The following is a 20,805-nucleotide window of genomic DNA, read 5'->3' as shown; positions in this document are numbered from 1 at the left end:
GCGTCAGGTCGCGACCGCCTTGCCACCGCCGACCGGCTTCTCCTCGTCGGCCGTGGTCTGTGGCCGCAGCTTGAACAGGATCAGCAGCGGTGCGGCGATGAAGATCGACGAATAGGTGCCGAACACGACGCCGAACAGCATCGCCATGGTGAAGGAGCGGATGACCTCGCCGCCGAACAGCACCAGTGCCAGCAAAGCCAGGATCGTCGTCACCGAAGTCAGCGTCGTTCTCGACAGCGTCTCGTTGATGGCGTTGTTGAGCAGCTGAGGCAGCGGCATTCGCTTGTATTTTCGCAGATCCTCGCGGACGCGGTCATAGACCACGATCGTATCGTTCAGCGAATAGCCGATGATGGTCAGGATCGCCGCCAGCGATGACTGGTTGAATTCGAGGCCCGTGATCACGAAGAAGCCGAGCGTCATGACCACGTCGTGCACGGTCGCAACGATCGCGCCGACCGCGAACTGCCACTCGAAGCGGAACCAGACATAGATCAGGATGCCGATGAGCGCGATCAGCATGGCGATCGTGCCTTGCTTGGCGAGTTCGCCCGACACGGTCGGCCCGACGACCTCGACGCGGCGGAAGTCATAACTGTCCTGCAACTCGCCGCGCACCTTGTCGATGACCGTCTGTTCGGCGTTCTCGCCCGCATCCTGGGCGCCGACACGGATCAGTACATCGTTTGGCGCGCCGAACTGCTGCACCTGCACTTCGCCGATGTTGAGCTCGGTCAGCCTGGCGCGGATATCGCCGAGATTGGCGTCGCCGCTCTTGGACTGCACCTCGATCAGCGAGCCGCCCTTGAAATCGATGCCGTAATTGATGTCGACGGTCATGAACAGCACGACCGACAGCACCGACAGGATGCTCGACAGGGCGAAAGTCCAGCGGCGGATGCCCATGAACGGAATTTTCGTACCGGGCGGAATGAAGGTCACCGGCGCTCTCGGCAATTCCTTCGGACGGGCGCGGCGCAGCCAGATCGACACCAGCAGGCGCGTGAAGGTGAAAGCGGTGAACACCGTGGTAAGGATGCCGATGGCGAAGGTGATGGCAAAGCCCTTGACCGGTCCGGTACCGAGATAGAACAGCACCACCGTCGCGATCAGCGAGGTAACGTTGGAGTCGACGATCGTCGCCAGCGCCTTGGTGAAGCCCGTATCGATCGCCTGGATCACCGAGCGCCCGTTTCGTCGCTCCTCGCGGATACGTTCGTAGATCAGCACGTTGGAATCGACCGCCATGCCGATGGTCAGCACGATACCGGCGATGCCGGGCAAGGTCAGCGTCGCGCCGAGCAGCGACAAGAGCCCGACGATCATCGCCACGTGCACCGCCAGTGCGATGTTGGCGAGGAAGCCGAGGAAACCATAGGCGACGAACATGAAGGCGACGACGAGGATCGAACCGATGATACCGGCGACCTTGCCGGCATGGATCGAATCCTGGCCAAGGCCCGGACCCACGGTGCGTTCCTCGATAACGGTCAATGTCGCCGGCAACGCGCCGGCACGCAAAAGCACGGCCAGATCGTTGGCGCTCTGGGCGGTGAAATTGCCTGAAATCTGGCCGGTGCCGCCGAGGATCGGCTCACGGATCTGCGGCGCCGAAATCACCTGGTTGTCGAGGATGATGGCGAAAAGCTTGCCGACATTCTGCGAGGTCGCCTGGCCGAAGCGCGCGGCGCCCTTCGAATCGAAGCGGAATGAAACCACCGGCTCGTTGTTCTGCGAATTGTACGTCGCTTGCGCGTCGACGAGGTTTTCGCCCGAAACGATGACGCGGTTTTCAATCAGATACGGAACCGGCGGATCGTCCTGGGAATAGAGCACCGAGGAGCCGGCGGGCGGACGACCCTTGAGCGCGTCCTGCACAGGCATCGACTGATCGACCATCTGGAAGGTCAGCTTCGCGGTCTGGCCGAGGATTTCCTTCAGCCGCTGCGGATCCTGCAGGCCGGGCACCTGGACAAGGATACGGTCGTCGCCTTGCCGCTGGACGATGGGCTCGGTGGTGCCGAGCTCGTTGACGCGGCGTTCCACCACTTCGATCGATTGCGCCAAGGCGGTCGACGTGCGGTATTTGATGCCGGCGTCGGTGACGGTGAACTTGAGCAGGCCCGGTTCGGAATCGTCCAGCGACATTTCCTGGATCGACCCGCCGGTGAACAGGCCGGCGGCGACCGGATCGGTCAAGGTCTTCAACGCCTTCTTAGCGGCATCGAGTTGCGCCGGATCCGTGATGCGGACCTGCAAGGTCCGCCCCGTGCCGCCAAGGCCGGTGTAGCCGATCTTGGCGTCGCGCAGCAGCGTGCGGATTTCGTCGCGCGTCGTCTCGAGCCGATCCTTGATCAGATCGTTCTGGTTCATCTCGAGCAGGATGTGCGAGCCGCCCTGCAGGTCGAGGCCGAGTGTCATCTGCCGCTTCGGCACCCAGCTCGGGAGCTGGGCCAATGTGCTCGCGGGAATGAGATTGGGCGCGGCGAGGACCACTGTGGCGGCCACGGCCAGCCAGATCAGGATCATCTTGAAGCGCGAAAAATACAGCATATGGCGTCGTCCGTCAGAGCGTGTCCGCGGATCGCTCCGCCTGGAATTAGGTTATTTCTTGGCGTTCTGGTTCGCCACGGGTTCGCCCTTGACGCGCACGTCGGCGATCGTCGAGCGCAGCGCTGTCACCTTCGTACCGCCGCCGAGGTCGATCTCGAGCTCATTGTCGTCGATCACCTTCGTCACCTTGCCGACGAAACCGCCGCCGGTGACGACAGTATCGCCGCGACGGACCGCCGCCAGCATCTCGCCGCGCTTCTTCAGCTGCGTGCGCTGCGGGCGGATGATCAGAAAATACATGATCACGAAAATCAGGACAAACGGCAAAATGCTGATGAGCATATCGGGAGAGGTGCCGCCGATGCCTTGGGCGTATGCCGGTGTCACGAACATCGAGAGTACTCCTGAATTTTGAAAACAGCCGCCAACCGTCCTGCGGAGTTTGGCGGCCCCTTGAAATTTGGCCGGAATATAGTCGGTAAAGTTGTCAATGCAACTGCGCGGCCGGGCAAATCGGCTGCTTTTCCGGCCTGCCGGGCCGTGTTAGAGCATGATCGCGAAAAGCGCGAGCCGGTTTTCGGAAAAGATCACGCTCGAACAAAAGGTTGGAACCGGTTTCGAACCCGACGGAATCGAACGGGTCCCACCTGCCCGCCCCAAGGAAACGAACCAAAAGACCTGAAATGACCGACAGCAGCATCGACGCCCTCAACAAGAAACTTGACCGCCTGATCGAGGCTGTCAGCCGCCTCGCCCCGCCGCCCGTGCCCGAAACCGACCTTGGTGAGGCCGATTGCTTCGTCTGGCAGGCCGATCCGGGCTACCTGGAGCCGGTGCGCAAGGTCAACCGCGTCGATATCGGCCTGATCCGGGGCGTCGACCGTGTCCGCGACATTCTTGTCGACAACACCGAGCGCTTTGCCGCCGGCCATCCGGCCAACAACGTGCTGTTGTGGGGCGCGCGCGGCATGGGCAAATCGTCGCTGGTCAAGGCCGTGCATGCCGAGATCAATGCCAAGGCCAAATCACAAAAGGCCAGATCCGACCTGCCGCTGAAGTTGATCGAGATCCACCGCGAGGACATCGACACGCTGCCGAAGCTGATGGGCTTGCTGAAGGCAGCCCCCTTCCGCTTCATCCTGTTTTGCGACGATCTGTCCTTCGATCACGACGATACGTCCTACAAGTCGCTGAAGGCGGCGCTTGAGGGCGGCGTCGAGGGGCGCCCGGCCAATGTCATCTTCTACGCCACCTCGAACCGCCGCCATCTGTTGCCGCGCGACATGATCGACAATGAGCGCTCGACAGCCATCAACCCGTCCGAGGCGGTCGAGGAAAAGGTCTCGCTGTCCGATCGTTTCGGACTTTGGCTCGGCTTCCACAAATGCTCGCAGGACGAATATCTCGAGATGATCAACGGTTATGCAAGCCATCATGGCCTCGACATCGATCCCGAGCAGCTGCGCACCGAGGCGCTGGAATGGGCGACGACGCGCGGCAGCCGCTCGGGCCGCGTCGCCTGGCAGTTCACGCAGGATCTGGCCGGCCGGCTTGGCAAGCCGCTGAAGGATTGAGGCATCGCCAAAGCAAATTCCGGGATGTCACCTGGGCGGCTGCGCCCGTCGCAAGTCACGCGGCGTCTGGCCAATCTCGCGGCGCATCCAATGCGCCAGATGTGACTGGTGCGCGAAGCCCGTCAGTTCCGCAACCTCGCTTGTGCTGAGATCGCCCTGCTGCAGCAGAACGCGCGCGCGTTCGACGCGACGTCGCAACACATAACGATGCAGGGTGACGCCCATTGCCACCTTGAACCATGTCCGCAAATGCGAGCTGCTGGCGCCGGCAACCCGGCTCAGGCGATGAATCGAAAGCTGCTCATGGAGGGCGGCTTCAATGTGCTCCAGGACGCGCTTGAGCTGGGCATCCGACAGCCGGTTTGTTCGATCGATGTCTGAATCATCGAAGCCAAGCAACCTGACCGCGAGCGCGGCGCCAATGCTGTCGGCAAACAGAGAGCCGCTCGGCGCGCCGGCATCGAGATCGCTCTGGAGTGCTCGAGCAAGATGTTCGATGCGTTGGTCACGAAGCAAATGGCGTGTGTCGAGACGCGTTGCCAGCGCCTTGCCGCCAAGTTCCGCCGCCACCCTTTCCATCAGGGCTGGCTGCAAGACAATCTCAATCGTATCGAATGGGGTTTCAGCCTCGAAACCGCCCTCCTCGCCAGCCGGCACCAGGTCGATGTCGCCGGCGCGCCTGACGAAATATCGCCCAACCTGATTGCAGTAGGAGCGCGTCGCCGCGCTTGCATGCACCATGATGCGGTGGTGCGACGCCCGCGACAGACGATGGACGCCGGCCTCGATATGCCGGGAAACCATTGTGATGTCGGAGGAGGATTGGGCCGGAGCGAATTGCGGACGCATGCTCTCTCGATTCATGGCAAAACCTGTCCAAGATTTGGCAATTCCCGCGCGATTTTCAATGCCGGGAACCGGTACTCACGCCTCTCCATCAAGCAGAGAGGTTGCCATGAGTTTCTATGTTGTTGTCGGCGCGGGCCCGGTTGGACGCGAGACCGCTCGCCTTCTTGGCGAGGAAGGACATGACGTCGTCCTCACGAGCCGAAGCGTCGGCTCGAACGCACTGCGCAACGTGCGGGCCATGCAAGCCGACGCCACGGATGCCTCGGAACTGGCGCGTATCTGCCAGGGCGCCGAGGCCATCTTCATGTGTGCCATGGCCACGTATCATCGGTGGCCGACCGACTTTTTCCCCGTCATCGACGGCACCGTGCGCGCGGCGGAAGTGGTCGGCGCGAAGCTCATCGTGCTCGGAAACCTCTATGGTTACGGGGCAAATGCCGATAGCCCGCTTCGCTCCGACCTGTCTCTGGACCCGACTTCGAAGAAGGGAACCGCCCGGACGATCATGTGGCAGCGGGCGGTTCGTGCCAGTGTACCGGCGATCGAAGTACGGTCCAGCGACTATCTCGGACATGGCGCAATCAGCTATTTCTCGCTGGTCGCGCTGCCCTCCATCATCGAGGGCAAGCCTACCGCTTTCATTGGAGACCTCGACGCAACCCATGCCTGGGCCTTCACCAAGGACGTCGCCAGGACACTTGTCGCGGCCGCCCGATACACGGGTGAATGGGGACGGGCGTTTCACGTTCCCTCGCAATACGCCTCCCCTCGGGAACTCATCCAGAAAACCGCGGCGATGCTCGGGCAAGAGATCTCGGAGACACGTTCCTACTCCGTCACCGAAATGGAGGCCCTGGGCATGCATGAGCTCATCGAGATGAGCTACCTCTTTGAACGTCCCTTGCTGGTCGACTCCTCGGACGCCGAGACACTTCTCGGCGTGAAGGCCAGCAGCCTTGAGGAGATGATCGCCGACACGCTCCTAGATCATCTCTGAGCCGCGCGGGCAGGCATTTTGCGCAACTGAAAAAGCCCGTTCCTCGCGGAACGGGCTGAGCCGGCGGGCCGGACTGGAGGTCAGACGGCCCGCAAATCGCTTTTTTTATTCTATTCGAGATAGGTCGAAGGATCGACCGGCGCCGAGTTCTTGCGCACTTCGAAGTGCAGCTTCGGCGAGTCCGTCGTGCCGCTCATGCCCGAAAGTGCGATTTCCTGGCCGCGCTTGACCTTCTGGCCGCGCTGCACCTCGATCGAGCTGGCATGGCCGTAGACGGTGACCAGGCCGTTCTCGTGGCGCACCAGCACCGTGTTGCCGAATTCCTTGAGCCCGTCACCGGCGTAGATGACGACGCCGTTTTCGGCTGCCTTGATCGGCGTGCCGGTGGGCACGGCGATGTCGACGCCGTCCTTGCCGGATCCGAAGCCGGAGATCACCCGGCCGCGCACCGGCCAGCGCATCTTGCCGATACCCGTGGCGCCCGGGGCCACCGCGTCGTCGTCCTCGGCCTGCTGGATGACTTTCGCATCCTTCTTCGGCGGCGTGTAGGACGCCAGTGTTTCCGATGGCGTGGTCTTTGCCGGGGGCTGCGTGGTTGCCGTGGTCACCGGATCGACCTTCGCCGGCTTTGCGCTGGCGACCGTTGCCGTTCCACCGGCCGGCACTTTCAGGGTCTGGCCGATCTTGAGCAAACCGTCCTTCATGCCGTTGGCCTGCTTCAGAGCCACGACGCCAACGCCGGTCTTCCTGGCAATCGAGGACATCGTGTCGCCCGACTGGACCGTGTAGGTACCGGCGGCGCCGGTTGCCTTGGCCACCTGCGCGGGCTTGGGCTCCTTGGGCTGGCTCGCGGCGGCCGAAGCATCGACCTGAGCAGCGGACTTGCCCTCCTTGAGTTTCGGCTGCTGCGGGAGAACGGCGACCTTGTCCGGCGCGGTGGCCGGCAAGTCGCGCTTGCCATCCTTTGCCGGTTTTGCATCGGCGACTTTCGGCTCAGCCTTGCTCGAATAGGCATAGGCCGGAATGACGATCTTCTGGCCGGTCTTCAGCCCCTTGGTCGGGCTCAGGCCATTCACCTTCATGATGACATCGGCCGGCACCTTGTAATGCGCCGCCAGGCCGGAAATGGTCTCGCCGTCCCTGACGACGATCTCGGTCGCATGCGGCGTGCCGGCCTGCGCCATCTTCGGCGCGTCGGGCTGGGCATTCTTGAATGGCCTCGCGGCCGGCTCGACAGTGCCGGTCGTCGTCCTGTCGACATGAGGAGCGGGCCGAACCATGGCCGGCGCCGATGCGACACGCACGGGATTGGCGGCAGGCGCGAGCGCCGGAGCGGGTTGCGCCTGGGCGGAAACGGGCGGAGGCAGCGGCCGGCTGGAGACCGGCTCGAGACTGGAGCGGCTGACCGACTGCGTGTGGCTGCCGTCGAGCGGGGCTGCCGAGACATCGCCCGGATAGGGCTGCACGGCATCCTGCTTGTTGATGATGGCGCGCTGATTGTTGGTCGAGGAAGTGAAGACGTCGTCGACACTGTTGAACCGCGACGCCTGGGAACTGCACCCGGCGGCCGCGCCCGCAATCATGAGAACGGCGCAGCCCCGCGCCAGATTGCGACTATTTGCCTTCAAAACATTGAGTTGCATCGCACTAACCCGCACAAACTCTGCACCAACTGAGACAGGATTAAAGCGCGTTAATGTTACTGGGCGGTTAACCCATTAGAATCCGACGAAAATTTTCTTAAAACATTTTCGAGTGCGCTGGAGGCGCCTAGATGACCGCGGCGACGCTGCGCAGGATCGGCTGCAGCCGCACGAGCCCGATGTCCTCACGCTCGAAACGGCTGCCGACCTTTGTGAGCTTGGCCAGCACCTGCTCGCCCTCCTCCGGCCCGATCGGCGCGATGACGATGCCGCCGCTCGACAATTGGTCGAGCAGGAAGCGCGGCAGGCTGTCGAAGGCAGCCCAGGCGACGATACGGTCGAACGGCCCCTCGGCGGGCAAACCGGCTGAGCCGTCGGCCTGGCGCGCTATGGCGTTGCTGATGCCGAGCGCTTCGAAGCGCTGCTTCGCCTGTTCGGTCAGGGTCTTGTAGCGATCTATGGTGACGACACGCGCGGCGAGCCGCGACATCACGGCGGCCGTATAAGCCGAGCCGGTGCCGATCTCGAGCACGCGATTGCCGGGCTCGATGGCAAGCGCCGCGATCACCGCCGCTTGCATGTCCGCGCCTTCGATAGCCTCGCCGCACTCGATCGGCAGCATGCGGTCGGACCAAGCGATCTGGTGGAACTGCGCCGCCAGGAAACCTCGCCGTGGCGTTGCCTCGAAAGCCGCGATCAAGGCTTTCGGCACGGTTCCCCTGCCCCGCAGGCGCAGGAGGAAAGCGGCAAATCCTTCGCGGTCATCGATTGGCGGGTTCATGCAAGCGCCTTGCTCAGCTGGTCACGAATCTCATGCGCGGTAAGGTCGAGCTGCAATGGCGTCACCGACACCAGGCGATTGCGCAAGGCGTGGAGGTCGGTGCCTCGCTTGCCCTCGACCGGCTCGCGGCCAAATCGCAGCCAATAGTAAGGCAGACCGCGCCCGTCACGGCGCTCGTCGACCCACAGGCTGTGCACGAGCTTGCCCTGCGAGGTGACCACCGTGCCGGCGACCTCCTCGGGAAGGCAGTTCGGAAAATTGACGTTGAGCAGCACACCGTCCGGCAGCGGCGTCGCGACGAGCTTCTTCAGCAGTGCCGGCGCCAGCGCTTCGGTGGTCTCGTAGGGGACGACACGATCCTCGCCGACATAGGAGTAGCCCTGACTGAGCGCGATCGAGCGGATGCCGAGCAGCGCGCCTTCCATGGCGCCGGCGACGGTTCCCGAATAGGTCACGTCGTCGGCGATGTTGGCGCCGGAATTGATGCCGGACAGGATCAGGTCGGGCGCACCGGGCAGGATCTTCTTCACCCCCATGATGACGCAGTCGGTCGGCGTGCCGCGCACGGCAAAATGCTTCTCGCCGATCTTGCGCAGCCGCAACGGCTCCGAGATCGACAGCGAATGCGCATAGCCGGACTGGTCCTGCTCCGGCGCCACCACCCAGACATCATCGGAGAGCGTGCGGGCGACGCGTTCGAGTGACGCCAGGCCCTCGGCATGAATGCCGTCGTCATTGGTCAGAAGAATGCGCATTATTTCGATTCGATCTTTTCCAGACCGCCCATGTAAGGCCGCAGCACTTCAGGAATGGTTACGCTGCCATCCTCATTCTGGTAGTTTTCGATGACAGCTATGAGAGCGCGGCCGACAGCGGTGCCCGAACCGTTGAGCGTATGGACGAAGCGATTGCCCTTGCCATCCTTGTCCTTGTAGCGGGCGTCCATGCGGCGCGCCTGGAAATCGCCGCAGACCGAGCAGGACGAGATTTCGCGATAGGCGTTCTGGCCAGGCAGCCAGACCTCGATGTCATATGTCTTGCGCGCGCCAAAACCCATGTCGCCGGTGCACAGAACCATGGTGCGGAATGGCAGCTCGAGCCGCTTCAGCACTTCCTCCGCGCATTGCGTCATCCGCTCATGCTCGGCGAGCGAGGATTCCTGATCGGTGATCGACACAAGTTCGACCTTGTAGAACTGGTGCTGGCGCAGCATACCACGCGTATCGCGCCCGGCCGAGCCTGCTTCCGAGCGGAAGCACGGCGTCAGCGCCGTGTAGCGCAACGGCAGTTTTTCATGCGCGGTGATTTCCTCGCGCACCAGATTGGTAAGCGGCACCTCGGCGGTGGGGATCAGGCCAAGCCTGCCCTCCCCGTGCGGCGTGAAGAACAGATCCTCCTCGAACTTCGGCAGCTGGTTGGTGCCGAAAAGCACCTCATCGCGGACCATCAGCGGCGGGATGACTTCCTCATAGCCGTGTTCGGTCGTGTGCAGGTCGAGCATGAACTGGCCGATCGCGCGTTCCATCCGCGCCAGGCCGCTCTTCAGCACGGTGAAGCGCGAGCCCGACAGCTTTGCCGCCCGCTCGAAATCCATCATCCCGAGCGCTTCGCCGATCTCGAAATGCTCCTTCACCCAGTTCGGCCGCGTCGGCACCTTGCCGACGATGTGCTTGACGACATTGTCGTGCTCGTCCTTGCCGACCGGCACGTCATCGAGCGGCACGTTGGGCAGCACCGCCAGCGCATCGTTCAGCGCCTTGTCGAGCTCGCGCTCGCGCGCCTCGCCATTCTGGATAAAGGTCTTGATCTCGCCGACTTCGGCTTTCAGTTTCTCAGCAAGGGCGGCATCGCCCGAACGCATGGCGTTGCCGATCTCCTTCGAGGCGGCGTTGCGGCGCTCCTGTTTGGTCTGCAGCTCGGTGACGTGCTCACGACGCGCCTCGTCCCTGGCGATCAAATCATCGACCGTGGACTGCGCCTCTGCCGCCGACCACGAGCGCTTGGCCAGCGCCTCGACAAGGGCCTTCGGGTTGTCGCGAATCCATTTGATGTCAAGCATGGTCTATCCGTCCTCGGGTAGCATGTCGCCCAAAAGTGCGCAGCGGTCTTGGGACAACGACATGCTCAAAACAAAAACTGAAACGCACCGCCTTGATGGCGATGCGTTTCAGTCAGAGGGCGTAAACCGCATCCTTGACCGATGCAAGATGAGGCTGGGCGGCGGTTGTCGTTTTCCGCCGCGTTGATGTCTTAGGAAGCTGCCGGCGCCGAAGGTTCGTCCGGTGCCTTATCCGCCACGGTCTCGGCGGCTTCCTGCTTCTCGCGTGCCAGGCGCTCGCGCTCCTGGCTGCGCTCGATCCACCGCGCGGCCCAGATGGCGACCTCGTAGAGCAGGATGGTCGGAATGGCCAAGCCGATCTGGCTCATCGGATCGGGCGGCGTCAGCACCGCCGCGACGACGAAGGCAATGACGATCGCCCATTTGCGCTTCTCGGCCAGCGCCTTGGACGACAGCATGCCAACGCGGGTCATCAGGCTGGTCACCACCGGCAACTGGAACACCAGGCCGAAGGAGAAGATCAGCGTCATGATCAGGCTGAGATATTCCGACACTTTCGGCAGCAGCGAAATCTGCACCTGCTCGTCGGTACCGGCCTGCTGCATGGCGAGGAAGAACCACATCACCATCGGCGTGAAGAAGAAATAGACCAGCGAGGCGCCCATCAGGAACAGGATGGGCGACGCGATCAGGAACGGCAGGAAGGCGTTGCGCTCGTTCTTGTAGAGGCCGGGCGCGATGAATTTGTAGATCTGCGTGGCGATCAGCGGAAAGGCGATCACCATCCCGCCGAACATGGCGAGCTTGACCTGCGTGAAGAAGAATTCCTGCGGCGCGGTGTAGATCAGCTCGACCTTGTGAGGGTCGAGACCCGCCCACTTGGTCGCCCATTTGAACGGCACGACCAGAAGGTTGAACAGCTTCTTGGCGAAGAAGAAGCAGACCAGGAAGGCGACGAAGAAGCCGCCAAGCGACCAGATCAGCCGGCGGCGCAACTCGATGAGATGCTCGATCAGCGGCGCCGACGACTTTTCGATCTCGTCCTTTTCCTTGTCCGAAACGCTCACTTGGCGGCTCCAGCCGTCTTCTTGGTGGCCGGCTTCTTCGCGGGCGCGGGTTTCGGTTCGGCTTTCGCCACGGCCTTGGCGGCAGTCGCCTTGGCGGCGGCGGGCTTCGTCGCAGCGGCGGTTGCAGGCTTTGCTGCTGTCGCGACCTTTGTCGCTGGTGCGGCTTTTGCGGTCGCCGCGGGTGCGGCTTTTGCCGTCACCGTCTTCGCGGATGTCGGGGCCTTGGCCGGCGCTTTTGCCACCGGTGCCGACTTGGCAGCCCTCTTGGCCGCGGATGCCTTTGGCGCCACGGCAGCTTCCGTGGATGCCGATACCACCGATTCATCGGTCATCGCCGGGAAAATCGGTGTTGGCGCCGCAGCTCCCGCCGCACTGACGCCAGGCATTTCCGTTGCGCCATTCTTCAACGGCTCGGCCGGCAGCGGGGTCGAAGCGGCGGGCGCCGACGGATCGGCGGCCGGCTTCGGCTTCATCGCCGCGTCGACGCCGGCGCGCACATCGGCCGCCGCCTGCTCGAACGGATTGAGCTGCTTCTTGATCTCGGCAACCGGGCTGAGGCCCCTGAGCTCGTCGACCGACTTCTTCACGTCGTCGAGCTCGGCTTCCTTCAGTGCGTCGTTGAATTGTTTCTGGAAGTCGGCCGCCATGGCGCGCAGCTTCGCCGTCGTGCGGCCGAAGGTGCGCAGCATATTGGGCAAATCCTTCGGCCCGACGACCACGATCATGACGATCGCGATCACCAGCATTTCGGTCCAGCCGACTTCAAACATGGCACTCTGTTCCGACTAGAACTTCTTGGCTCAGCTCTTGCTGGCTTTTTCCTTCACGGCCGAAACGGTCTCGTCGGCACGGTGTTCGACGGTGCGCTTGTCATCTGCGACGTCGTCGTCCGCCATGCCCTTCTTGAAGCTCTTGATGCCCTTGGCCATGTCACCCATCAGCTCGGGAATCTTGCCGCGGCCGAAAACCAGCAGCACGATCACCAGCACGATCATCCAGTGCCAAATCGAAAATGAACCCATAGCAAATCTCTCTCGAATGTTTTCCCTGGCGATGATCTATGCGTTTTCGCGTTGGGATTCAAACACAACAGCGACAGAGTTTATGAAAGGGTGACGGATGTCACGCTTTTTCGACTCACTGGCCCGCTACCAATCGGCGCATCTACGACCTATCGGCGCGCTTTGACAGAGGCCGGCGGGTCAATCTTCCGTGACGCGCGGTGTCAGCAGGCCAAGTTCCTCGAGGTCGATGTCGGTCAGCGGATCCTCGTCCTCGGTCAGCGCATCGGGGTCGGCCGGCGGCTGCGGAATGGAGAAATTGGACGGCATGCGGCCCGATAGCAGGCCGGCGCCCTTCAGCTCCTCCATGCCGGGAAGATCGCGGATTTCCTCGAGCGCGAAATGGTCGAGGAAGGTTTCGGTGGTGCCGTAGGTGACGGGACGGCCGGGCGTTTTGCGACGGCCGCGCATGCGCACCCATTCCGTCTCGAGCAGCGTGTCTAGCGTGCCCTTCGAGGTCTCGACGCCGCGGATGTCCTCGATCTCGGCGCGCGTCACCGGCTGGTGGTAAGCGATGATCGCCAGCACTTCGAGCGCCGCGCGCGACAACTTGCGCTGCTGCACCGTGTCGCGGCTCATCAGGAAGGCGAGATCGCCGGCGGTGCGGAACGCCCAGGCGTCGCCGACCCGCACCAGATTGACGCCGCGCCGGGCGTAAACCTGCTGCAACTCGTCCATGGCGAGGGCGATGTTGATGCCATCGGGAAGGCGTGCGGCAAGCTGCTTTTCGCTGACCGGTTCGGCGCTGGCGAACACGATCGCCTCGGCCATGCGCACGGCCTCCGCCATATGCAGGCGCTCGGCCGGATTCTGTGGCGGATTCTGGGGCGAAGCCTGGTCGAGATCGCCCTCGTCCGGCCCATCATCCACCTTGAAGGGGATAACAGAAGCGTTGGCGCGTTCGCTCATGATGCAACCTCGACTGCCTTGATTGCCGGTGCGCGGTGGTCGCGCAGATAGATCGGCGCGAACACCTCGTCCTGCCGAACATCCATCTTGCGCTCGCGCACCAGTTCCAGTGTCGCCGCGAATGAGCTGGCGATCGCCGTGCGCCGCTCTTCCGGGCTGGTCATGTATCGGATGAGGAAGCTGTCCAGCGCCGTCCAGTCCCGCAGCGAGCCGATCAGCCGGGTCAGGATGTCGCGCGCGTCCTTGAGCGACCAGACACCACGCCGGGCGATCGTCACATTGGTGATCGCCTGCTTCTGCCGCTGCTGGGCATAGGCGGTCAAGAGGTCGTAAAGCGACGCCGAATAGGTGTTGCGCTTCTCGATAATGACCATTTCGGGCATGCCGCGCGCGAACACGTCTCGACCGAGCCGGTTGCGGTTGACGAGACGCGACGCCGCATCACGCATGGCCTCGAGCCGCTTCAGACGGAATTGCAGCACCGCCGCCAGTTCCTCGCCGCTTTCGCCCTCTTCGCCAGGCTGCTTGGGGATCAGGAGCTTCGACTTCAGGAACGCAAGCCACGCCGCCATCACCAGATAATCGGCGGCAAGCTCGAGGCGCAGCGTCCGCGCCGTCTCGACAAAGGCCAGATATTGCTCGGCCAGCGCCAGGATGGAAATGCGCGCCAGATCGACCTTCTGGTTGCGGGCAAGATGCAGCAAAAGATCGAGCGGACCTTCGAAGCCGGCGACGTCGACGACCAGCGAGGGATCGCCGGTCAGCCGTGAATCATCGTTCTCGGCCCACAGGCGGCCCATCGGTGAGGCCTTCGCGGCCTTGCTCTCCAATGTTTCCGCCACAGCCTTGTCACTTCCTTATCGTTAGGCCACCGCATCGAAATAGGTGGCGAATTCAGCGCGTATCTCGGTTTCCTCGGCCGCGTCGCGTTTCCTTATATAGGTCAGAGCCCGCTTTGCACGCTCCAGCGACTTGCCTTCAAGCCCCGTGGTGCGCGATGCGATGCCCGCCATCTCCTCGAAAACACCGTTGCAGTGAAGGACCAGATCGCAGCCCGCCGCAAGGATCGAGGCCGCCTTTGTCGGGAAATCCCCAGAAAGTGCCTTCATCGAGGTGTCGTCGCTCATCAAGAGCCCGTCAAAGCCGATGTCGCGGCGAATGATCTCGTCGATGACCTTGCCCGACGTCGTCGCCGGGTTCTTCGGGTCGATGGCGCTATAGACGACATGCGCCGTCATTGCCATCGGCAGGTCGTTGAGTTCCCGGAACGGCGCAAAGTCATGCCGCTGCAGATCGCTGAGCGAAGCGTCGACCGTCGGCAGCTCGAAATGCGTGTCGGCAAAGGCCCGGCCATGCCCCGGAATATGCTTCATCACCGGCAGCACCCCGCCGGACATCAGGCCTTCGGCGGCGGCACGGCCGAGTTCGATGACCGCGCGCGGCTCCTTGCCATAGGCGCGCGCGCCGATCACATCGCTGGCGCCTTCGATCGGCACGTCGAGCACCGGCAGGCAATCCGCCGTAATGCCGTAGCGCAGCAGGTCGAAGGCGTGCAGGCGCGCCATCAGCCATGCGGCACGCGCGCCGGCGTCGTGATCGTCGCGCCACAGCGCGCCAAGCGCCCCGCCGGCCGGATAGTTGGGAGCCAGCGGTGGCCGCAGGCGTTGCACCCGGCCGCCTTCCTGGTCGATGAAAACGAGCGCGTCCGGGCGTCCGATACAGTCGCGCATCTCGGCGACCAGATCGCGGATCTGCTCGGTCTCGCCAATGTTGCGGGCAAACAGAATGAAGGCCCACGGGCATTCATTGCGATAGAAATTGATTTCTTCGCGGGTGAGCGATTTCCCGGCACAGCCGAGGATCATGGATTTTGATTCGGTCATGTCAGGAGTTTAGGGCTTCGCGCGACCAAAGGGAATCGCTTGCGATCACATGCGGTCCAACGCCGGAAGCGCTTCCACATGAAAACGCTGGGCACACGAAAAAGCCGGCGCGGCCCAAGGCCGCGCCGGCTTTGAAAGGTTGGGTCGGCGTCTAACGCGAGACGAAGCAGTTGCCGCCAGCCGCCTTGTAGCTGGTGCACAGGTTGATGGCATCGTTGCGCGACTGAGCCGCGACGCGAACGCGGTAGAACGTGCCCTTGCCGGCGATCTCGGCCTTGACGATGTTGGCGGTGCGGCCGGCAAGCACGCTGCCATAGCGGCGCTGCAGATCCTGGTAGGTCGACTGGGCGCTCTCCACCGTCGGCTGCGAAGCAACCTGCATCGACCACGAACCGCCACCGGTCGCCGTCGTTGCCGGATCGATGGAAGCGACCTGATCGGGCTTGACCTCGCCGACGACGTCGACCGGCTGGTCGGACGGGCGCTGCGGCGCGATCGCAACCTTAGCCGGGGTGTTGGTCGACTGGGCCTTGGCCGGCTTGGCTGCTGGCTTGAGGGCCGGCTCGTCGTCCGACTGCGCGGCGGCGGGCGCCACGGTGCCGGTCTGATCGGCATCGGCAGACGGCGCGACATGCTGCGGCGCCGGATCGGTCGGCTCGGCAGCCGCGACCTGCGGCGCGGCGGGCGCCGGGTCCTCGCGTGGCACCAGCGAGCCATCCGACTTGACAACCATGGTCCTCACCTTGCGAGGCGCAACGGCGACGACATCGGTGTTGGTGCCCTTGTCGGCATCCTGCAGCACCTGCGCGATGCGATCCTCGGACTTGGGCGCCGGCGCCGTATTGTCGGCAGAAGCCGCACTGGCGGTCGGGGCCGCATTGGCGGCGGGCGAGGCGTTGCTGTCGTCGGCTCCGCCAACGGCAGCACTCTGGTCAGGAGACAGATCTATGGCGCGGGCCGGATCCTTTGCCTGTACGTCCACCGGTACCTCGGTGTTGGTGACAAGCTTCTGCTGCACGGGCTCGGCGGGCTTCGCGCCCTTGACCACCGCGTCGTAGACCTTGTTGTCCTGGTTCGGCACCACGGTGCCGCCCGGATTTTCCGGCTTGACCTTGATCGGTGAATTGTCGGCCTTGACGATCACCGGAGCTTCGCTGCCGCCCTTGCCGCCGAAGGACAGCGCAAAGGCGCCAAGACCGCCCGCGACCGCAACGGCCCCGACGATCGCGGCGATGAACAGGCCGCGGCGGCCCGACGATCTGGCCGCTTCGCGCTCGCCGAGACCCGGAACGGACATTGCCTCGTCCAGTTCAGGATCGTAGTCGAGTTCATCGACGGTGAAATCGTCCGCCTGCGAGACCGGCTGGCTGCCGGGCAGATTGTCGAGGTCGAAGCCGTCCGAGGCATCGGCATAGCCAGTGTTCGCGGCAGCACGAGCAGGCGTTTCCGCCGGCCGCGCCGCATAGGTGCGCGCTTCAGGCTGGTAGGCAGGCTTGGCTTCTTCGTATGCAGGCGCCTGGTATCCGGTATTCGACCTCTCATATCCCGGATTGAGGCTCTCATATCCCGGATTGGGCCTCTCATATCCCGAATTGAATCCGGCATTGTAGGATTCGTCGGCATAGGCAGCGCTGCTTGCGGGAGCTGCTGGAGCAGGCGCGACCTCCACCGAATTCATTTCCGTCAGAAGGCTGGCGAACTCGGCGTCGAGATCGTCATAGCCAGGCGTGGCCGGCTCATCTTCCTCGAAATGCAGTTCCGGAATGTCGAGATCGTCCGCCAGCGCCACGACGCGCTCCGGCACATCGACCGTTTCGACATCAGGCATCTCTTCATAGCGCGACGGCTGTCGCGGCTGCGGTGCGGATACAGGAACTGCATAGGCCGCAGCCGCAACCGGCTCGGGCGCATGATAGGTCGGCACCACAGCCACTGCCGGGGCCACTTCCGGCGCGGCGGCCCTGGCCGCCATCGAAGCGGCCGGCTGCGCGGCAAATGCCGGCTGCTGGGGAACCGGTGTCACGCGACTCCATGAACGGGTTGGCTCCGTCGGCGCTGAGCGTTCGGCCAGCCAATCGAGGGAATCTGCCTGATCCTGCTGGGAAGCTGTCTCGTGGCGCGCATCGAGGCTCCTGGCCAGGGCCGCATCGAACGCATCATCGTCGAGATCGACATGATCAGCAGCATCCGAAGCAAGATCCTGGCCCTGAAGTTCGTCGAGCAGCAGATTGTCGAGATCGGCATCGGCGGCGTGGACGGCACTCGAAGGATGCAGATCCTCGGGCGCATGGTCGTCGAGATCCCAGTCGAGATCGCCAACGAGATCGGCAGGTTCCTCGGCGACCTTCGCCGGTGCGGCGGCATGGACCTGAGCGGGAGCAACAGCCGGCTGGGCGACAACAGGCCGAGCAACGACAGGCTCGCTGACCGACGGCGACGTGCGCGCCGTCATCGCGCCCAGAAGCGCGTTCAACTCGTCTTCGAGGCTCCGTTCGTCCGCCGCGTGGGCCCGCACCGGCTCGGCCATGACCGCTGCCGGAGCTATCGGCTGGACCGCTGCCGTAACCTCGGCGACCGGCTCTTCGGCAGGCTCGGCGAACGCATCGTCCAAATTCAGATCGAAAGCATCATCCGAAACGGCTTCGGGGCCTGAAAACTCCCCTTCCGTGTCCACGGCATCGGCAAGCACGCCGTGCGCTTCCGCTGCATCAAAGGCGACCGGCTCGTCTGCCTGAACGTCAAAATCCATATCGACATCAGCCATGGCGTCGTCGAAATGACCCGCGAAATCCTGGTCGGAAGTCGCCTGGACCTCATTCGCGACGGCCAGTGCCGGCTCAGGATAGTCGACGGCGGCCGCAGCCACATGGCGCTGATCCGCCGGATGGTCGTCAAGCATCAGCTCGTCTTCGAGCGAAAGCGCGACCGCATCGTCGAATTGATGATCGGGCTCGACAGCCGCCGGCACTTCGGCCGCCGCATGCTGAGCCTCGACGGTGTCGTCCTCGATGTGGAAATCCTGATCGAGCGACGCGGCAAGCTCGTCCTCCATCGGCAGATCGTCTTCGAAGGGCGAAACGTCTTCGAGCGAACTGGCAACGGCATTGTCGAAATCGGCGTCGAAGGCGGGTTCGACGGAAGGCGCGGTTTCGGCAGCGTGAGGGTTGGCATGGCTGGCGACCAGCCCGTGATCATCGGCACCCGTGAAGTCCAGATGGAAATCGTCGTCGAGCGACAGCGCAAGGTCATCGTCGGCCGCCTGCGTGGCCGCCGTTTCGAATGCCGGCTCATGAACCTCGACGGATGGAGCGGCCGCACTGTCGCCAGCGTCGAACTCGCCCATCAACTCCTTTTCGAGGTCGATGTCGAAATCGTCCTCCTGCACGGACGGGCCGGCGACAGGAGCCTGGGCCGGCGCCTGCTGCTTGACCGGCTGGCGCGGGTCGAATCCCATGATCCTGGTCAGTTCCGCGAACGGATCATCGTCAGCGATGTCGTTGTTGTCGGCTACTCTCAGCTGGGTTCTGTCTGCCATTATTGTTCCCGAACTCGCACTCATTCGGACGCCATGGACGTCGCGCAGGGTTGGCCCTTACCAGCGCAATGTGGGCAAAAGGTGACAGGTTTTTTAGTCAAACCTAACGCATTTCGGTAGGCGCTGCGGCTCCGATCAACGTCAGGCCGGACGTCAGAACGTCCGAAACAGCCTGCACCAGCCCTAGTCTGGCATGCGTCAATTGTCGGTCGTTAACCTTAACAAAACGTAAGTCCGGATTATCCGTGCCCCGGTTCCAGTGTCCATGGAAACTGGAGGCCAGATCATAGAGGTAAAATGCCAGCCTATGCGGCTCCAGCGCAAGAGCGGCGGATTCGATCAGGCGTGGATATTCGGCGAGCTTGCGGATCAGCCCGATCTCGCCCTCGTCGGTCAGCGACGCGACGCCGGCCGCCAGGCTGTTGCGGTCGAAATTCGCCTCGCCCAACTGCTCGCTTGCCTGCCGGAACACCGAATGGCAGCGCGCCGAGGCGTACTGCACATAAAACACCGGATTGTCCTTGGACTGCTCGGTGACCTTGGCGAAGTCGAAATCGAGCGGTGCATCGCTCTTGCGGTAAAGCATCATGAAGCGGATGGCGTCGCGGCCAACCTCCTCCACCACTTCCCGAAGCGTGACAAAGTCACCTGACCGCTTCGACATGCGGACCGGCTCGCCATCGCGAAACAGCTTGACCAGGTTGCACAACAAGACGGTGAGCTTGACTTCGTCGCCCGCAATGGCCCGTGCCAGCGCCTCCAGCCGCTTGACGTAACCGCCATGATCGGCGCCAAGCACATAGATCAGGTCGACGAAGCCGCGGTCGACCTTGTCCTTCAGATACGCCACGTCGGCGGCGAAATAGGTGAACGCGCCATCGGACTTGACCAACGCCCGGTCCATGTCGTCGCCGACCGCGGTGGAGCGGAACAGCGTCTGCTCGCGGTCTTCCCAGTCGTCCGGCTTCTCGCCCTTGGGCGGCGGCAGCTTGCCCTTGTAGATATGGCCCTTCAGCGTCAGGTCGTTGATCGCCGAGCGGATCTTCCTGGCATTGTCGGCATGCAGCGTGCGTTCGGAGAAGAACACGTCGTGATGCACGTTGAGCAGCGCCAGATCCTCGCGGATCATCGCCATCATCGCGTCAATGGTCCGGTCCTTGACGATGGCCAGTGCTTCGTCATCCGGCATCTGCAGCAGCGAACGGCCGTACTCCTTGACCAGCGCATGACCGACCGGGACCAGGTAGTCGCCGGGATAGAGACCGGCCGGTATTTCGCCGATGTCATCGCCCAGCGCTTCGCGGTAGCGCAGGAAGGCCGAGCGTCCGAGCACATCGATCTGCGAGCCGGCATCGTTGATGACATATTCCTTGGTCACGTCGTAGCCGGCAAACGCCATCAGATTGGCGAGCGCGTCGCCGACAACCGCGCCCCGGCAATGGCCGACATGCATCGGCCCCGTGGGGTTGGCCGAGACATATTCGACATTGGTTTTCCGGCCGGCGCCGACCGTCGAGCGGCCATAATTGCGTCCCTCGCCCAGAAGGGCCGTGAGATGGGCCTGCCAGAAGCCGTCCTTGAGCCGGAGATTGACGAAGCCAGGGCCGGCAACCTCGGCGGCGGCGACATCCTTGTCATCGCGCAGCGCCAGCGCCAGCCTCTCGGCCAGCGCGCGCGGATTCTGGCCGGTGGGCTTGGCCAGCACCATTGCCGCATTGGTCGCGAGGTCGCCGTGGCTGGCGTCGCGGGGCGGTTCGACGGCGATGCGCGACAGGTCGGGCGAAACGCCGTCCTTGTCTTTCAGATCGAGCGCTTCGACAGCCTTTGTGACTCGCGCGGTGAAATCGGCGAAGATGTTCATGGGTATTGCTCTGGCGGCTTTATGGGCGAATCC

The 20,805-nt window shown here is 63.4% G+C and carries 18 protein-coding genes; 2 read left to right on the top strand and 16 right to left on the bottom strand.

Annotation, left to right across the window (positions count from 1 at the left end; all coding sequences use genetic code 11):
- Positions 1–3: 3 nt before the first annotated feature.
- The 3 genes from secDF to AC07UC_RS19750 form a co-directional block, all read right to left on the bottom strand.
- Complete coding sequence (gene secDF, locus AC07UC_RS19760) at positions 4–2,553, bottom strand: protein translocase subunit SecDF (RefSeq protein WP_140773163.1); 2,550 nt, start codon at positions 2,551–2,553, stop codon at positions 4–6.
- Positions 2,554–2,604: 51 nt separating this feature from the next.
- The gene (gene yajC / locus AC07UC_RS19755; RefSeq protein ID WP_056572354.1) at positions 2,605–2,946 is read right to left on the bottom strand and encodes a preprotein translocase subunit YajC; all 342 of its coding nucleotides are present in this window, start codon (positions 2,944–2,946) and stop codon (positions 2,605–2,607) included.
- A 94-nt stretch (positions 2,947–3,040) separates the two neighbouring features.
- The gene (locus AC07UC_RS19750; protein ID WP_172350189.1) at positions 3,041–3,253 is read right to left on the bottom strand and encodes a hypothetical protein; all 213 of its coding nucleotides are present in this window, start codon (positions 3,251–3,253) and stop codon (positions 3,041–3,043) included.
- Between AC07UC_RS19750 and AC07UC_RS19745 the strand changes: the two genes are divergently transcribed.
- Positions 3,237–4,127, top strand: coding sequence for an ATP-binding protein (locus AC07UC_RS19745; protein ID WP_494907121.1), 891 nt, complete (start codon positions 3,237–3,239; stop codon positions 4,125–4,127). The two genes, AC07UC_RS19750 and AC07UC_RS19745, sit on opposite strands and share 17 nt — an antisense overlap.
- A gap of 27 nt (positions 4,128–4,154) precedes the next feature.
- On the opposite strand, the gene AC07UC_RS19740 is transcribed toward AC07UC_RS19745, so the two are convergent.
- Positions 4,155–4,976 (bottom strand): helix-turn-helix domain-containing protein, encoded by an 822-nt coding sequence (locus AC07UC_RS19740; protein WP_494907120.1) that lies wholly within the window; start codon positions 4,974–4,976, stop codon positions 4,155–4,157.
- Positions 4,977–5,082: 106 nt separating this feature from the next.
- On the opposite strand from AC07UC_RS19740, the gene AC07UC_RS19735 reads away from it, so the two are divergent.
- Complete coding sequence (locus AC07UC_RS19735; protein WP_494907119.1) at positions 5,083–5,973, top strand: NAD-dependent epimerase/dehydratase family protein; 891 nt, start codon at positions 5,083–5,085, stop codon at positions 5,971–5,973.
- Between the two features lie 110 nt (positions 5,974–6,083).
- Here the strand turns inward: AC07UC_RS19735 and AC07UC_RS19730 are convergent, their stop codons facing one another.
- From AC07UC_RS19730 to argS, 12 genes are all read right to left on the bottom strand, one after another.
- Positions 6,084–7,616: a peptidoglycan DD-metalloendopeptidase family protein gene (locus tag AC07UC_RS19730; RefSeq protein WP_494907118.1), complete on the bottom strand. Its 1,533-nt coding sequence runs from the start codon at positions 7,614–7,616 to the stop codon at positions 6,084–6,086.
- Between the two features lie 127 nt (positions 7,617–7,743).
- Positions 7,744–8,397: a protein-L-isoaspartate(D-aspartate) O-methyltransferase gene (locus AC07UC_RS19725; protein WP_140773154.1), complete on the bottom strand. Its 654-nt coding sequence runs from the start codon at positions 8,395–8,397 to the stop codon at positions 7,744–7,746.
- Positions 8,394–9,152 carry a 5'/3'-nucleotidase SurE gene (gene surE, locus AC07UC_RS19720; RefSeq protein ID WP_140773152.1) on the bottom strand — a complete coding sequence of 253 codons (759 nt, stop codon included), beginning with the start codon at positions 9,150–9,152 and terminating at the stop codon, positions 8,394–8,396. Before surE ends, AC07UC_RS19725 begins: the two co-directional genes overlap by 4 nt.
- On the bottom strand, positions 9,152–10,456 hold the full coding sequence (gene serS / locus AC07UC_RS19715; RefSeq protein WP_494907117.1) for a serine--tRNA ligase: 1,305 nt from the start codon (positions 10,454–10,456) through the stop codon (positions 9,152–9,154). Before serS ends, surE begins: the two co-directional genes overlap by 1 nt.
- A gap of 191 nt (positions 10,457–10,647) precedes the next feature.
- Positions 10,648–11,523 carry a twin-arginine translocase subunit TatC gene (gene tatC, locus AC07UC_RS19710; protein WP_202321963.1) on the bottom strand — a complete coding sequence of 292 codons (876 nt, stop codon included), beginning with the start codon at positions 11,521–11,523 and terminating at the stop codon, positions 10,648–10,650.
- On the bottom strand, positions 11,520–12,293 hold the full coding sequence (gene tatB / locus AC07UC_RS19705; RefSeq protein ID WP_140773147.1) for a Sec-independent protein translocase protein TatB: 774 nt from the start codon (positions 12,291–12,293) through the stop codon (positions 11,520–11,522). The genes tatC and tatB overlap by 4 nt, the downstream gene beginning before the upstream one ends.
- 30 nt (positions 12,294–12,323) lie before the next feature.
- A complete protein-coding gene (locus tag AC07UC_RS19700; protein WP_010909892.1) occupies positions 12,324–12,545 on the bottom strand; it encodes a twin-arginine translocase TatA/TatE family subunit in 222 nt (73 codons plus the stop codon).
- Positions 12,546–12,725: 180 nt separating this feature from the next.
- Positions 12,726–13,493 carry an SMC-Scp complex subunit ScpB gene (gene scpB, locus AC07UC_RS19695; RefSeq protein WP_140773145.1) on the bottom strand — a complete coding sequence of 256 codons (768 nt, stop codon included), beginning with the start codon at positions 13,491–13,493 and terminating at the stop codon, positions 12,726–12,728.
- Entirely contained in the window at positions 13,490–14,293 is an 804-nt protein-coding gene (locus AC07UC_RS19690) for a segregation and condensation protein A (RefSeq protein ID WP_494908965.1), read from the bottom strand. The genes scpB and AC07UC_RS19690 overlap by 4 nt, the downstream gene beginning before the upstream one ends.
- 63 nt (positions 14,294–14,356) lie before the next feature.
- A complete protein-coding gene (nagZ, locus tag AC07UC_RS19685) occupies positions 14,357–15,376 on the bottom strand; it encodes a beta-N-acetylhexosaminidase (RefSeq protein WP_095790978.1) in 1,020 nt (339 codons plus the stop codon).
- A gap of 151 nt (positions 15,377–15,527) precedes the next feature.
- Positions 15,528–18,911, bottom strand: a complete 3,384-nt coding sequence (locus tag AC07UC_RS19680; protein ID WP_494907116.1) for an SPOR domain-containing protein — start codon at positions 18,909–18,911, stop codon at positions 15,528–15,530.
- Positions 18,912–19,014: 103 nt separating this feature from the next.
- Positions 19,015–20,772 carry an arginine--tRNA ligase gene (argS, locus tag AC07UC_RS19675; protein WP_494907114.1) on the bottom strand — a complete coding sequence of 586 codons (1,758 nt, stop codon included), beginning with the start codon at positions 20,770–20,772 and terminating at the stop codon, positions 19,015–19,017.
- Positions 20,773–20,805 lie beyond the last annotated feature (33 nt).

It is taken from the genome of Mesorhizobium sp. GW821-FHT04C10 (genome assembly GCF_059420305.1).
The sequence above is the reverse complement of the archived record's forward strand: the minus strand, read 5'-3'. Positions and strand labels throughout refer to the sequence as shown.